This is a genomic window from Parvibaculum indicum, from assembly GCF_011762095.1.
In the GTDB taxonomy this organism is placed as follows: domain Bacteria; phylum Pseudomonadota; class Alphaproteobacteria; order Parvibaculales; family Parvibaculaceae; genus Parvibaculum; species Parvibaculum indicum.
Genome location: NZ_JAASQO010000019.1, coordinates 15,707 through 29,751, shown reverse-complemented (window position 1 = coordinate 29,751; position 14,045 = coordinate 15,707). Strand labels below are relative to the sequence as shown.

At 60.6% G+C, this 14,045-nt stretch carries 11 protein-coding genes; 5 read left to right on the top strand and 6 right to left on the bottom strand.

From position 1 onward, the window contains the following. Positions 1 to 52 precede the first annotated feature (52 nt). A complete protein-coding gene (locus FHS78_RS17600) occupies positions 53 to 1,306 on the top strand; it encodes a porin (protein WP_167095685.1) in 1,254 nt (417 codons plus the stop codon). Here the strand turns inward: FHS78_RS17600 and FHS78_RS17595 are convergent. The 6 genes from FHS78_RS17595 to FHS78_RS17570 form a co-directional block, all read right to left on the bottom strand. After that, on the bottom strand, positions 1,297 to 2,310 hold the full coding sequence (locus FHS78_RS17595; protein ID WP_246220577.1) for a formylglycine-generating enzyme family protein: 1,014 nt from the start codon (positions 2,308 to 2,310) through the stop codon (positions 1,297 to 1,299). The genes FHS78_RS17600 and FHS78_RS17595 overlap by 10 nt on opposite strands. A 60-nt stretch (positions 2,311 to 2,370) precedes the next feature. Continuing rightward, a complete protein-coding gene (locus tag FHS78_RS17590) occupies positions 2,371 to 4,035 on the bottom strand; it encodes a sulfatase-like hydrolase/transferase (RefSeq protein ID WP_205305367.1) in 1,665 nt (554 codons plus the stop codon). Positions 4,036 to 4,178: 143 nt separating this feature from the next. Next, positions 4,179 to 6,164, bottom strand: a complete 1,986-nt coding sequence (locus FHS78_RS17585; protein ID WP_167095684.1) for a DUF1302 domain-containing protein — start codon at positions 6,162 to 6,164, stop codon at positions 4,179 to 4,181. Between the two features lie 47 nt (positions 6,165 to 6,211). Continuing rightward, the gene (locus tag FHS78_RS17580; protein WP_167095683.1) at positions 6,212 to 7,387 is read right to left on the bottom strand and encodes a hypothetical protein; all 1,176 of its coding nucleotides are present in this window, start codon (positions 7,385 to 7,387) and stop codon (positions 6,212 to 6,214) included. Positions 7,388 to 7,554: 167 nt separating this feature from the next. Then, complete coding sequence (locus tag FHS78_RS17575) at positions 7,555 to 8,649, bottom strand: hypothetical protein (protein WP_167095682.1); 1,095 nt, start codon at positions 8,647 to 8,649, stop codon at positions 7,555 to 7,557. Between the two features lie 150 nt (positions 8,650 to 8,799). Continuing rightward, on the bottom strand, positions 8,800 to 9,774 hold the full coding sequence (locus FHS78_RS17570; protein ID WP_167095681.1) for a helix-turn-helix transcriptional regulator: 975 nt from the start codon (positions 9,772 to 9,774) through the stop codon (positions 8,800 to 8,802). A gap of 128 nt (positions 9,775 to 9,902) precedes the next feature. Here FHS78_RS17570 and FHS78_RS17565 point away from each other — a divergent pair, with 128 nt between their 5' ends. The 4 genes from FHS78_RS17565 to FHS78_RS17550 all read left to right on the top strand — a co-directional run bounded on the left by FHS78_RS17565 (position 9,903) and on the right by FHS78_RS17550 (position 14,039). After that, the gene (locus FHS78_RS17565; protein WP_167095680.1) at positions 9,903 to 10,751 is read left to right on the top strand and encodes a metal-dependent hydrolase; all 849 of its coding nucleotides are present in this window, start codon (positions 9,903 to 9,905) and stop codon (positions 10,749 to 10,751) included. A 38-nt stretch (positions 10,752 to 10,789) separates the two neighbouring features. After that, the gene (locus FHS78_RS17560) at positions 10,790 to 12,208 is read left to right on the top strand and encodes a cytochrome P450 (RefSeq protein ID WP_167095679.1); all 1,419 of its coding nucleotides are present in this window, start codon (positions 10,790 to 10,792) and stop codon (positions 12,206 to 12,208) included. A 138-nt stretch (positions 12,209 to 12,346) separates the two neighbouring features. Continuing rightward, positions 12,347 to 12,763 (top strand): Rap1a/Tai family immunity protein, encoded by a 417-nt coding sequence (locus tag FHS78_RS17555; RefSeq protein WP_167095678.1) that lies wholly within the window; start codon positions 12,347 to 12,349, stop codon positions 12,761 to 12,763. A 547-nt stretch (positions 12,764 to 13,310) separates the two neighbouring features. Continuing rightward, positions 13,311 to 14,039, top strand: a complete 729-nt coding sequence (locus tag FHS78_RS17550) for a response regulator transcription factor (RefSeq protein WP_167095677.1) — start codon at positions 13,311 to 13,313, stop codon at positions 14,037 to 14,039. Positions 14,040 to 14,045 lie beyond the last annotated feature (6 nt).

Here is a 14,045-nt window from a genome sequence, read left to right as displayed (position 1 = left end):
GCTTCTAGGATCATGTGAGGTGGGTGGGCCCCAGAAAGACAGAGGAGCCCTTTTGACTTGCAAGACCGTCCTGGGCGCCGCGGCCGGCATCGCGACATGCGCCATAGCCGGGGTCGCCCATGCCAGTTCTATCCAGCCATCCGGCGAAGGCGACGATCCGGACATTCCCTCGGAAGCGCATGCGCCCGCGATTGCCCGGCCTGACAACGCCGCCCCCGGCCCCTCATTTCACCTTGGCGGTGCGATCAGGGTGAATGCCTATCGCAAGAGCTGGGAGAATGCTCAGAAGCGTCGGAAGCTCTCCAAAAATGTGCGATTGGACACCGTTATGCTCGACCTCGGCTTCCAGTCCGGGCGGTGGGACGGTTCGGCCCAGTATCGTGTCTACTATTATAGCGACACCGACAGGGCGACCCATTTCCCGCACCATGCATGGGTAGGATACCGGCTGGACGACCGGCAGAAAATTCAGGCGGGTATCCAGAAGGTGCCCTTCGGCCTGCTGCCATTCGCGTCCAACAATTTCTTTTTCTCCCTCGCCTTTTACGCAGGCCTTGAAGACGACTATGACGCGGGCATCAACTACCGGCGGCAACAAGGCGGGTCGACGCTCGATGCGTCCTATTTTCCTGCCGACGAAGGGAACTGGGGCGGCAACAGCAATGACAGCGCGCGCTACTCCTACGATATCGTCTCCGATGGAGTCCGCGAAAACAGCGAACGCCATCAGGTCAATCTGCGGTTTGCCCGGTCGTTCGCATTCGACAATGGCATTTATGGCGAAGCCGGTCTGTCGCTGCAATACGGTCTATTGCCAAATGGCATAACCGGGCGAAACGGCCATCAGGACGCACAAGCTATTCACGCCGATCTGCACTATGGAAACTGGAACCTGAAGACGGAGGCTATCCGCTATCGCTACGATGTAGAAAACCCGCCCACACAGGACGACCGGTATGTCATCATGGGTGCGTTCGACTTTCCTTATCGTGTTGCCGCAAGCGGTCAGATCTATGTCGCCAGCCTCAGCCATGGCTGGGACATCCCGGGACGTCTACTCAACAGCATCACCGTCTATAGCGACTACAGCTACTTCCTGAAAACCGAAAGCGGCTATTCGGACAGTCAGCAACAGGTCATCGGCGCCGGGTTCGACTTCGAAGGCCCTCTCTATGTCACAACCGACATCGCGCTCGGGCAGAACAACGCCTATATCGGTCCCGACTTCACCAATGCGTTTGCCGCCGGCAATCGGGACAGCGGCTGGTCGAGCCGTCTCAATCTCAATGTTGCGCTCTATTTCTGAGGGGCACTTCCGGCCGGCCCCGGCGCGTTCAGCACTGTGCGAAAGCCGAGATGGCTTGTCGGCAGATCGATTTCCTGCGGCTGACGCGCCGCGGCGCGGTAGCGCATGCAGTAGTTCGGCGCGCAGAGGTAGGAACCGCCCTTGATGACATAGCGGGCAACCGGCGCGGTATCGCCCCGCGCTCCGCCACCATCGAAATCGTCGGCAGGTGTATGGTCATGGCGTGAGGCATAGGGGCTCGACGTCCACTCCCAGGCATTGCCGATCATATCGTAAAGGCCCAGCGCATTGGGCTTGTAGCAGCCCACGGGTGCCAGCCCGACAAAGCCGTCATCGGCCTTGTTGATGACCGGAAAGATGCCCTGCCAGGTATTTGCCTCCACAGGCTGACGGGAGGGGTGCTCGTCGGGATGGGTTTCCGGATCGGCGGCGCGGGCGGCCCATTCCCATTGCGCTTCGGTTGGCAATTCCCTCCCCTTCCATTCGGCATAGGCCAGTGCATCCTCATAGGCGAGATTCATGACAGGAAAGGCGCCCCGCCCCTCTTTATCGGTATCGGGCCCGCCTGGATGGCGCCAGTTCGCACCGGGGACGAATTGCCACCATTGAGACAGGTTTCCCAGACCGTTCACATCGTTCGGCATGATGAAGACAACGGCACCGGGCGCACGCATGTCCAGCGGCAGGTCGGGATGCATGCGCGGGTCCGCGCCCCGCTCCGCCCTTGTGACATATCCGGTCGCGGCGACGAATTCCGCAAACTCGTCATTGGTTACTTCGGTGCGGTCCATCCAGAAACCGGGAACGGCGACGGAAATACTCGGTCCTTCTTCGGGGTAGACCATTCCACCCATGCGGTATTCGCCGGCCGGCACGAAGACCATGCCGGGATGCGGGGCTCGGTCACCGGTTTCATGCGGACAAGAGAGCGTCGCGCTTGAGATCATCCCCGCCGTGCTCCAGGCGCCGCCGAACCAGAGAGCCGCCAGGAGAAGCGCCGCCAAAGCTGCTCCTCCCGTCAGCCACGCAAACAAAGCGGTCCTCGTCATTGCGATCCGACACCCTTAGTTCGACCAGTAGATATACTCGTCGGTCGGTTTGTCCGGCTCGCCCAGAGGATGATCGATCGGTATCGGCCCTTCAAGCAGCGACGGCCAGAGCGGCTTTGCCTGATCGCCATCCACCTCGGCAAGCTTTGTCTTCATCTCGGCGAGCTTGTCCGGCTTGCTGTCAGCCATGTTGACCTGTTCCGTCGGATCTTTCCGGAGATTGAAAAGCCATTCCTTTTTCGGTTTCTCCGAAACCTGCAGTTTCCAGTCTCCGGACAGCAGAACCTTGTAATCGCCGGAACGCCAGAAAAGCGACTTGTGCGGATTTTCCACTCGTTTCCCATCGACATATGGCAACAGGTTTCGCCCGTCCATGACACGGTCCGCCGGTGAGACCGCACCGGCGGCGGCCGCCGCGGTTCCAAAGATATCCACATGCGCGACGGGCTCACCATAGCTTGCCCCGGAAGGAAGACGCACCGGCCAGCGCATGAAGAAGGGAACGCGAATGCCGCCCTGAAAGAAAGTCGCCTTCCAGCCACGATAGGGCTTGTTGATATCGTCGAGGCCGATGTAGTGGGCACCGCCATTGTCGCTGGTGAAAATCACCAACGTGTTCTCGTCCAACCCCTCTTTCTTCAACTGATCGAGTACCTTGCCGACGCCACGGTCGAGCGCACGGATCATTGCCGCATAGACGCGCAGGCGATGGTTCTCGATTCCCGACAGGGCGTCATAGTCCGACTTCAGCGCCTGGAGCGGCGTATGGGGCGCATTGAACGAGAGATACATGAAGAAAGGCCGGTTTCGGTTTGCATGGATCGCCTTCACGGCCTCGTCGGCCAGATAGTCGGTCATGTACTCCTTCGGCGCGTAGCGGGGGCCCGTATCCTTGCGGACGGCGAAAGGCAGATTGGCCCAGAGGAAGCGATCGATGGGATCGAAATCCTGGCGCGAATTGACGACGCGGGGATCGTCCGGATCCAGAAACATTGAGGCGCCGGGCAGGAACCCCAGAAACTCGTCGAAGCCCTGAGACTGCGGCCGCGATGTCGGCGTTCCGCCCAGATGCCATTTGCCCAGCAGCAGCGTGCGGTAGCCTTCCGCCTTCAGCAGTTCCGCGATCGTGATCTCCCGGGCCGGGACGCCGAGCTTGTTGGGATCGTCGGGCCATTCCGCCACGCGGTCCTCGTGAAACACCGGCTTCCTAATCTGCTGCTCGTTGGAGAAAGTGCCGACAAGGCGCTCGAATGCGACCGGCGCGGGCGTGAACTCGAATCCGAAGCGGGTCGCATAGCGTCCGGTCATGATGGCGGCACGGGAAGGGGCACATGTGGCGTTTCCCGCATAGCCTTGCGTGAAATTCACGCCGTCACGGCCAATGGAGTCGATATTCGGCGTCGGCACGGCTCCATCTGCGACGCCCCCGCCATTGAAGGTGATGTCGTTGTAGCCGAGATCGTCCGCCAGAATGACGACGATGTTCGGGTCACGCTTTCGAGCCGGTATGCTTGCGGTCTCCGGTCCCTCGCCCCAGGCCACAGCTTGCGCCGGCCCAATGGGGTCGCGCCATTCGGCAAGCATGCCCGGCACGTAGATCCAGTATTTCGAGACCACAAACCAGCCGACGATCAGTATAGCGACCGCCGCGCCGGCCCAGATAACGACGCGCTTGCTCATCCCTTGTTCCTCCGCCTGCCGGTGCCTTCTTTGCGATAATTAATGAACTACATTAATATGGTAGGCCGCATGCGGCAACAGAAAAGCCCCGGCCGCTTCCGGCCGGGGCTTCGATTGTGAAAACCCGAAGGTTTGCCTGATCGTCAGAAGGTGTAGGACGCCGACATGCTCACAAAATCCTTGTCATAGGAGGGATTGCGATAGTCGGCACCGAAATTGGCTGTGTAGTCCATGCCGACCTTGTAGGTGTCCTGGTAGTTGGCCGTGACACCCGCGGTAATCGCCTTTTTGCCCTGCACGAAGCCCGGGCCGATAGGCCCCGCGGAGTAGCCCTGCACGTCATGGCTCCAGACAATCTGGGGAGAAAGCGTCCAGGCACTCCCAAAGGCGGAGTTGTAGTCCAGCCTCGCCAGCAGACGGTAGCCCCAGGAGAACTGGCTCGCATATTGCGGCGAAATGGAGCAGGTGCCCTGGCGGTTGCAATCATCGCCGAATGTTTTAGCCATGCCTGCCGCAGGGTGGGATTCACCGGAGCGAGGAATGGCGAAGCGGTTCTCCCCCCCATCCGGCAACCACTGGAAGCCGGCATTCGCAACGAGAATGAGAAGATCCGCATTGGTGAACTGCACAACCGGATTGGACGGCGTCAACGTACTGAGCGTATAGAGCTGGGCATGCAGCGCCTTGGTCCGGCGATACCCCTGGATCACGTCACCCGGCGCCACGGGGGGCCCGGTGTAATAGTCTGGCTCGCCCGGCCCGGCCGTATAGCCGAAATTCTCGGCGTCCGCGCCCTGCAGTTCCGATGTGTCCACCTGGAAGGGCATATTGGGATAAAAGGCAATGTCTCCCGAAAGCGCCGTACCGTTCAGAATATTCATGGTCGTGTTGAAGCTCGCCCCGAACATCTTGATATCTTCCGGGTACTGCGCAAGGAGGTTCTTGTTTGCGCCGGCGGCCTCGGCAAACATGGCCTGCGACACAGACACCGGACGTCCCGCGTCATCCTGAACGGGCCCGTTGGCCGTGCAGCCCGGTCCGTCCAGTGTGCCGGCGCCAGGCGGACACGCCACCTGAAAAACCGTCGTCGCGGTGGTCGGGGTCGATGCGGTGAAGGTGCCGATCGGCAGCTTCGAGTGGAAATTGACGAAGTAGCCGGCGAGTTCCGTGCCGTAGTTCAGCCAATCGGCGTAATAGCGCAACGCGAGACCGTACTGGCCTTGCTGACGGGCTTCCTGCGAGGCAATCCGCTCGATGGTCGCCGTCGGCGAATAGGATGTTCCGTCGCCGTTATTGTAGACTTCGCCACCGCTCAATGCGTAGGCACAGCCGTCCGCCAAAGCATCGCTCGGCGAAAAGAAGCTGCCGCAAGCTGGAAGTTTGCTCTTGTTCCACTGGAAGGCGTACCAGCCCTCAAAGGTAAATCCGGCCGGCAACCCGATGCTGGTGAACGCCGTCGCCTGAGGCAGAAAAATTTCCTTCAGCTCCACGCCAGGCTTCACAAGCGCCGAGACGTCCAGCGGCAGATAGGACGACACGCCACCCGGGATCAGCAGGCTTTCGCCCCAGTTGGTCGCCTGCCGACCAATGCGAACCGTCGCGGGCATGTCGAAGAAGTCGAAATTCGAGTAAACGAATGCGTCGAGCAGCTTGAAGTCCGTGGCTTGAAGATCGCGAGCATCGTCGCCCCGGAACTGGTCATTGAGCGGGCGCCGCTGGTTCGGCGAAAGGACAGGACCGTATTTGCCGTCACCGTTTCCGAGAACATTGTCGCCGACATAGTCGTAAGCGGCCTTACCGCGAACGAAGGCGCCGAAGTTCCGCCAGGTTACGTCCATCTCCGAGATGCCCTTGACCGGCGCGGAAATGAAATCCCATTGCTCGACATTCACGTTACCGTCGTCGGAGTTCACATCATAATCGGTGTTGCCCACGCCATAGCAGCCACCGTTGAAAACGGAGATGTAGGCACAGTTCTGTTTGCTCGTGCGCATGCTGGCACTAACCGAAAAAGTCGTGGAGAGATTCACATTGAATTCCCCAAACTTGTACTGAAGCGCCTGGGCCGCGTTCGGCACGACCATTGCCAGCAACATCGGCAACAGGCTGATTTTCCATATATTCTTCATTGTCAAAAACCCTGTAACTCTGGTGATGCGCTCAGGGACCATGCCGCTCACGGCACGATCGCAAGGGATTCACTGATGGTGTCGAGCGGCACCGTGTTGCCGACGACGCCCAGCACAGAGCCCAGCACGACGGGGAACACGACATCACCTGCTGTCTGGCCCCCCGGAAGAGGCGTATTTGTCAGCTGATTTACAAGCGAGACCGCGGGGACAAGAACCGGCTGAACCTGATCCAGCGGCAGCGAGGACAGGGGCAGCGCAGAGAGCGGGCTATCGCTATCGCCGCCCGCACCAAGCGCGGTAAGAAGAAGCGGTTGAAGCAGCGGCGCGGTATCGCTGAGATTGCCCGCAGTCGTATTCGTCTGCAACCCGTCCACAACGCCGGCCAGCAGATCGCCCACCGGTTGCAGAGGCGCATTGCCCCCCGGTAGAGCACTGCCCAGAGGTGCGCTTTCACCGCCCCCCAGAAGCGCAGGCACGACGCCGCCATCGGTACCGATCAGATCTCCAACCAGATCATAGCCCAGCAAATCCTGTCCCAGACCACCATCACCCGACACGCCGAGCGGCGGAACGGATTCGGAGACCTGCGTCAGAGCACCATCGAGAGCCGACAATCCATCGGACGGCAGAGGCGAGCTGCCTCCTCCCGCTCCGGCAACGGCACTGCCCACAAGGCCATCGGAGCCGCCGGCGAGCGTCGCCCCCAGCAAACCACCCTCGCCCAGAAGCGGCGAGACCACATCGGCACCCGCGGCGCTCAACACGCCGCCCTCACCGGTTACGCCCAGCTGCGTGCCACCGGCCAGGCTTTGCGAAGATGCGGATGAAGAACCGGATGACGGCGACGTTGCCGACGGCAATCCGGTAGACGAACACCCGGCCAGGCCGAGCGCGGCAAAAAGAGTGATGGTAGACAGATGTTTCAACATGATGACGTCCTCCCGTGTGACTTCAGCTACCAAATCAAACGGATGGATGGTGTAGAGAAATGTACCGATGTGTTCGGAACGCCCGGATGTTCGGGACGCTTTTGGCGCAACGCACAGGGTGCTCTCCTTGCACGGAATTTCTTCTCCTGCAGCCAGGGCATGCATCCCGCGCACTGTAATTGTTTGTAAAAACCATGGACGCCCTGCCCCGCGCCGGGAGAATGCCGCCGCTTGGGCAAGAGACCGCGCGGCGCCGTCATGCGAATTCGATAGACCGACCTCCTCGGCCACGATGCAGCATCCCTCATCAGACGGACTGTGCACCGGCTTCCTTTCCCAATGAGAGGCGTCCGCATTATGGAAGCATGCGGGCGCCTCATTCTTTTCGAGCGCCCATCCCTGCAACGAAAAGGGGCGGCCTCGAAGACCGCCCCTCATATTCGCGTTTGGTTGCCGGCTTAGAGGCCGAGCGTGCCTGTAACAGGGGCGAGCGCATCCGTGACCGGAGCCAGCGGCGTGCCATCCAGTGCACCCGTTACCGGTGCGAGCGGGCTGTCGCCACCGCCCGGCAGACCGCCACCGAGAAGATCGGTAACCGGCGCAAGCGGATCGGAGCCACCGCCACCCGGAAGCGTACCGGCCGGAATGACGTCACCGAGGACACCGTTATTGCCGCCGCCGAGAAGGTCGGCTACGGGACCAAGCGGCGCCAGACTGGATCCGATCGGATCCGAGCCGACAAGATCGGCCACCAAGCCATTGTCCCCGGTTACACCGAGGGCAGGCGTGCCGCCCAGGTCTCCACCGCCGAGAAGGTCGGTTACCGGCGCGAGCGGATTGTCGCCACCGCCCGGCAGGCCGCCGCCGAGAAGATCGGTCACAGGGGCCAGCGGGTTGTCACCGCCACCGGGAAGGCCGCCACCAAGCAGGTCCGTCACCGGAGCCAGCGGGTTATCGCCGCCACCCGGCAGACCGCCACCGAGGAGATCGGTCACAGGGGCGAGCGGATTGTCGCCACCGCCACCCGGGACGCCGGGAAGGCCGCCACCGGTCAGATCGCCCAGTGCGCCGTCATTGCCGCCGCCAAGGAGCGCGACGACCGTGCCGTCATTGCCGAGAAGCGGGCCGACAGGATCCTGTCCCAGCACGTCGCTCAACAAACCGCCGTCCTGCGTCACGCCGAGGCCGGGGATCTGGTCGGTCACCATGTCGAGGGGCAACGAGGAAGCCAGCGTATCGACTACCGGGGAGAGCCCTTCGGCAAGCGGCTGCGTAAGTTCGGCGGGCAGAACACCGCCAAGCTGACCGTCACCGCCGCCGCCCAGAAGACCGGTCGTGCCCAGAAGCGGGTCGGTCAGGGTAGCGAGTCCCAGATTATCCGTCGTGCCGCCTTCACCGGTGACGCCCAGCGAAACGGGCGACGTCGTGGTGCCGCCACCACCGCCGCCGCCACCGCCACCGCCGCTGCCAAGGATCGGGGTGCTCGTATCGACGCAGGCCGCGAGCAGGGATACAGCCCCTGCAACCGCGGCGAGTCTCATTGCCTTCTTCATTTCGTCCTCCTCCTCAAAGTCAGAGAGTTTTCAGAACCCGGAAATTGGAGGACAGACTAGGCGGTGATTATGGTTTGGAGTGTTGAAGCATGTGCGATTGCGTGTGCGTGTGTTTACTTAGCCGCTCACACAGTCACATCTGTACCGGAATCACACGGCGGGAGGCGCCATCTCTCGGTATTTCTGCGGCGCAAGCCCCGTCCAGCGCCGGAAAGCGCGGCGAAAATTGGCCACATCCTCGAATCCGAGAAGCGATGCAATGTCGACAACGGTCAACGGCGTATCACGTAGATATTCCCGCGCCAGGTGACTTCTCACCTCGTCCAGCAGATCCCTGTAGCTGGTTTTCTCCTCCGCGAGGCGCCTTCGCAGGGTCCTTTCGCTCATGTGGCGCGTTTCCGCCAGTTCTTCCATATCGGGGAAACGGCCGCGCGCGGAGAGCAATTCCCTGCGTATTTCGGCGGCAAGGCCCTCAGCATGCGCCATATCGCGAAGCAACGCCTCGCATTGTCGTCGGTAAAGGTTCGAAAGCGGGATCGACGCTGCCGGCAAAGGTTCATCCACCTCCCGCAGAGGGCCTATGAAGCGGTTCGTGTCATGACCGAAAGAGACGGGAACCCCGAGATAGGTCTCATAAGTCATTTCCGGCATGGGCGGACGACCGGCGATTTCGATGGAACACTCAAACAGCGTACCGCCGACGACTTGCCGCAACCCCGTCGTCAGACCGCCAAAGAACAGATCGGTCATGAAATAGGGCGCTCCCTTGACCTCGAAAGGCGGAACGAAGGTCAGGATCGCCTTGCCTCCCCCGAAAGACAGCCGGATATTGCCGCGCGCGCCGGCAATCGGATTGTACTGAGCGAGCAATTCCGCAGCCTGGCGCAGATTCCGGCTGCTCAAAATCGCATGGCCGAGCAACCCATGCGTACCGATATGCATCTTCGTGCCGATGCGCAGGGCAAGTGTCGGTTCCTGCGCTTCGGCTACCAGAAACTCCGTCATCGACAGAAATTCCGGTTCGGACAATCTCTGACGTGTCTCCAGACCGAATGCGTCGGGATCGTGCCCCAGTTCCCGCAGCACCTCGGAGACGATTTCGAGATAACCGGGTTCAATGCGCATGACCTGTCCTTTTTAGACCCCCATGTTGGCCGAAAACGACCTCCCGGTTGGCTCTCCATTTCCTATCTATGTCGCAACACGGTGGCCTTGCCACATTCATTACGACGGCATTTCGAGGAGAGTATTTCATGACGAGTTCCAGCCTGTCGCGCACACCCGAGAACGTCGATATCGTCACTCGTAACCGTCAATTCGATATCGAGGAAGTCCTCGCCACAAATTGGCACAGTGACGACGCGTTCAAGACCGCGTTCTTCAACGCCCTGTCGATCCTGTTCCCGCTGGGCGAACAGTTCTTCATCGACAGCGTCAAAGCCTATCGCGATCGAATCGACGACCCCGTCCTTCAGGAACGCGTCAAAGGCTTCATGGGCCAGGAATCGGTTCATCGCCGCGAACACCAGAAATACAATGAAGCGCTCTGCGAAGCGCACGGGCTCGACCTGGAAGAGCTCGAAGCGCTGGTTGCCAAACGCAAGGCCTTTGCGCAGAAGCATCTTCCGGCGCTTCGCCAGCTGGCTGGCACCGTTGCGCTTGAACATCTCACCGCGATCATGGCGGATGCGACTTTCCGCAACCCGGCGGGCCTCGAGGGTGCGCATCCGAAGATGAAAGAACTCTGGCACTGGCACGCTCTGGAAGAAACAGAGCACAAAGCGGTTGCGTTCGATGTGTTCGAAGCCGTTGGCGGCAATGCGCGTATGCGCCGCTTTGCCATGTTCGTTACGACGGTCGAATTCACGCATCATGTGATCCGCAACATGCGGCTTCTGCTGCGCGACTATAAGGGCTCGCGTATCAAGCTGTGGTATGGCGGCATGAAGTTCCTGTTCGGCAAGAATGGCGCCTTCAAGGGCTTGATGCGTCCCTATCTCGACTTCTACCGCAAGGATTTCCACCCCTGGGATCACGACAATCGCGAGCTTGTCAGCTCCGTGATGAAGGAATTCGGCGGCGGCACGGTTCAGCCGATCTGACCCGCGCGCGAAAGTCCAGAAAATAGAGGGAGGTGAGAATGGCCGCGGTCGAAACAATCGAAGGCGAGAAAACGGCTCGGAACTTCGTTCCGGCGAGGCCTAACCCGCCCCGCCACCAGGTCGGCCTTGCCAGGGCTCTGATCCAGCCGACCATTCTCACCAACCTCATCGCCTCCTTTCCGGAGGCCTGGTACAGGGAACGCTTCAGCTCGTTTCGCATCGGCGTTTCTCCTTCCGGCCGAGGTGTCGTGGTCAACGACACCGACGCCGTTCGGCATATTCTTGTGACGAACCCGGACAACTTTCCCAAGGAAGACAACCAACTCGCGGTCTTGCGCCCGCTTCTGGGACGCGGCCTGCTGACGGATGAGGGCGAAAGCTGGCGGCGTAAAAGGCGGCTTGCCGCCCCCATTTTTCAGCATGCCGCGCTCAAGGAATTCGCGCCGCTCTTCGTTCGCGCGGCGGAGCGCTCGGCCCATCGGGCCCTTGCCCACAAGAGCGCCTTTTCCATCGACGCGGAAATGACCCGCGTGACCCTCGACATTATCGGGGAAGCCATACTGGGCTGCGATCTGGAGTCCGACGTCGAAAATATTTCGCATACGGTGGGCAGCACGCTCGACAAATTTCCGGGCATGTTTCTCGCTGGCGTTCTCCTTCCTCCCTATGGCCGGGATCGCGTGATCGAAGCGCTGGTCGCACCGGGGCGGAAGAGCCTGACCAGGTTCGCCCGCAAGATCATCAAGCATGCGCGCGACAATCAAATCCGCTCGTCTCTGATCGGCAAACTGATGGACGCGGCCAAGGCCGACAGCGGCGAGGACATGACGCTCGACGATGTCCGCGACGAAATCGCCACCTTCCTGTTGGCAGGGCACGAAACCACGGCAACCACGCTGAGCTGGGTCTGGTACCTGCTCTCCCTCTACCCCGAAGCGATGGCACGCATTCAGGATGAGGTCGATCAAGTCGCGGGCGGACGCCCTCTGACCGCGGATGATTTCCCGGCGCTGCCCTACACCCGGGCCGTTCTCGACGAAACATTGCGGCTCTATCCGCCGGTTGCCAATCTCCTGCGAAAGGCCAATGAGACGGCGGAAGTCGCGCCCGGTATCACGATAAAGGCCGGGGAAAGAGTGCTCATTTCGCCCTGGCTGCTGCACCGCCATGAGAGCTACTGGAGCGAACCCAATGAGTTTCGGCCCGAACGCTTTCTTGGCGAGGCAGGCAAAAATCGGCCGCGCCATGCCTACCTGCCTTTCGGCGGCGGCCCCCGCATCTGTATCGGCTCCAGCTTCTCTTTGATGGAAGCCGTGCTGATTCTCGGGACCTATGCGCAGAAAATGGGGGTTCAGGTGGTCAATACCGGCGAGGTGATGCCGCAGGCACGCATCGTCATGCGGCCGTCCGTCAAGCTGAAGGCCATCACGACACCCCGTATACCCTCGAATGCGTGATTCAGCCCTCTATACAAAGATCACTCAGCTCGACACATACACACACAAATCAGACAGACTGGTTGAGTCAGCTTGATAGCATCCGGATCGAGATTGCGCAGCGACGCGTACCCCAAACGACAGACCGGGAGGAATGGAATGCGTATCAAACTGATTATTTCGGCGGGTCTTTTCGCCGGGCTCATGGTGGGTCTGGCCCCCGGTGCCCATGCGGCGGCGGACCTGAATTCGCTTCAGACCGGAAGCGACGTGGCAGCGGCCTGTGCCAACCCCGCCAATGTCGACGCCATTACCGATGAAGAGCGCCAGCGCCTCCAGGTCTGCGGCGCCTATATCAACGGCTTTCTCGCACATTACAGTTTCGTGCGCCGGCAGGTCGAAAAGCCGTCCTTCTGCCTGCCCGAGGGCGGCGTGAACGGCGAACGGGTCCGGCGTGTCTACCTGGCCCTGCTGAAGCAGAAGCCGGAACTTCGCGATATGCCCGCGAGCCTAGACATGGCGACGAGCCTCGCCTGGGCCTATCCGTGCAAGGGAAAGTCCTCTGAAAAGCAGTGACGCATCGCGCCCCGGTTGGCGCCTAGCTATACCGGGGCGCCGACTCTTCGCATCGGGCGCGCCATTCCCGAAGCAATGCATCGAGGAGCTCGCGCAGTTCCTGGTCGCTCAGACTACTGACGGCACTTGAGAGGTCTGCCAGACCATCGTCCATGGGATGCAATGGCGGCTCACTTACCCGACTTCTGCGTTCATGTTCCATTTTTAGCACCCTGCTCTCGTCACCCTGACAGTTTCGAATTGGGGCCAGCTTGAAATGATTTGAAGGCTTCAGGTGTAGAAATCTGTGGCGAAAGGTGAATCTGGCTTACTAATCCGGACGATCCCCTTTCCGTATGACCCAACTGGTAAAAATTAGACGCTTTCCATTGCGTGAATCAGCACCAACGGGTTTCAAGCGGCCACAGTGTTTCGTAAACTTTTAGGGCGCTATGCTTACCTGTGGAAGCCATCCTTGGGGGACGCTTCCAGAAGGTATCCGTACCGGTGGGAGGACTGCGAAATGACCAATGCGTCAACACGCGATGACGAATCGCAAGGGACTGCCATGTCGAAGCCGTCCCTGCTTCTTGTCGACGACGACCCTGATATTCTCGAAGAACTTGGGAGCTACCTGTCCGCCAACGGAATGATGGTTTCCCAGGCATCCGATGCCCGCGCCGCATTGCAGATGTTCCGAGACAATCGCTTTGATCTGATCGTTCTCGATCTCTGGCTCGGCAATGAGAACGGTTTCGATCTTCTCCGGGAAATTCGTCAGACCCATATGACCCCGTGCATCATGTGCACCGCCCAGGACGAAGCGACCGACAAGGTGGTCGGGCTGGAGCTCGGGGCCGACGATTATGTGGTGAAGCCTGTCAATTTGCGCGAACTTCTGGCACGTATTCGCGCGCTGCTCCGGCGGTCCCAGACCGGGGGCGGCGGCGGTGACGTCCAGGAGGAACAGAGCGTATTGATGGACGAAGCCGGCAGCCGCTGGATTTTCGATCCGATGCGCAGAAAGCTTTCCTCGCCGGACGGCAATCTCGTACCGCTGACCACGGCTGAATGCGACCTGCTGATCGAGCTCGTAGCCCATGAGGGCCGGCCGCAGACACGCGAGGAGCTGTGCAGGCGCGTCTTCAACCGCCAGTGGCAGCCCTATGACCGCAGCCTGGACAGTATCGTGGTGAAACTTCGCCGCAAGCTGGAACCCAATCCCGACCATCCTATGGTGATCAAGACCATTCGCGGAAAAGGATATCTGTTCACAGGCTTTCCGACCGAAAGCTGAGCGGGT

What these genes read in the sequence shown, in the direction of transcription:
- FHS78_RS17590 (WP_205305367.1), bottom strand. Translation starts at nt 4,035, where the DNA reads ATGAGCAAGCGCGTCGTTATCTGGGCCGGCGCGGCGGTCGCTATACTG.
- FHS78_RS17585 (WP_167095684.1), bottom strand. Translation starts at nt 6,164, where the DNA reads ATGAAGAATATATGGAAAATCAGCCTGTTGCCGATGTTGCTGGCAATG.
- FHS78_RS17575 (WP_167095682.1), bottom strand. Translation starts at nt 8,649, where the DNA reads ATGAAGAAGGCAATGAGACTCGCCGCGGTTGCAGGGGCTGTATCCCTG.
- FHS78_RS17570 (WP_167095681.1), bottom strand. Translation starts at nt 9,774, where the DNA reads ATGCGCATTGAACCCGGTTATCTCGAAATCGTCTCCGAGGTGCTGCGG.
- FHS78_RS17565 (WP_167095680.1), top strand. Translation starts at nt 9,903, where the DNA reads ATGACGAGTTCCAGCCTGTCGCGCACACCCGAGAACGTCGATATCGTC.
- FHS78_RS17560 (WP_167095679.1), top strand. Translation starts at nt 10,790, where the DNA reads ATGGCCGCGGTCGAAACAATCGAAGGCGAGAAAACGGCTCGGAACTTC.
- FHS78_RS17555 (WP_167095678.1), top strand. Translation starts at nt 12,347, where the DNA reads ATGCGTATCAAACTGATTATTTCGGCGGGTCTTTTCGCCGGGCTCATG.
- FHS78_RS17550 (WP_167095677.1), top strand. Translation starts at nt 13,311, where the DNA reads ATGTCGAAGCCGTCCCTGCTTCTTGTCGACGACGACCCTGATATTCTC.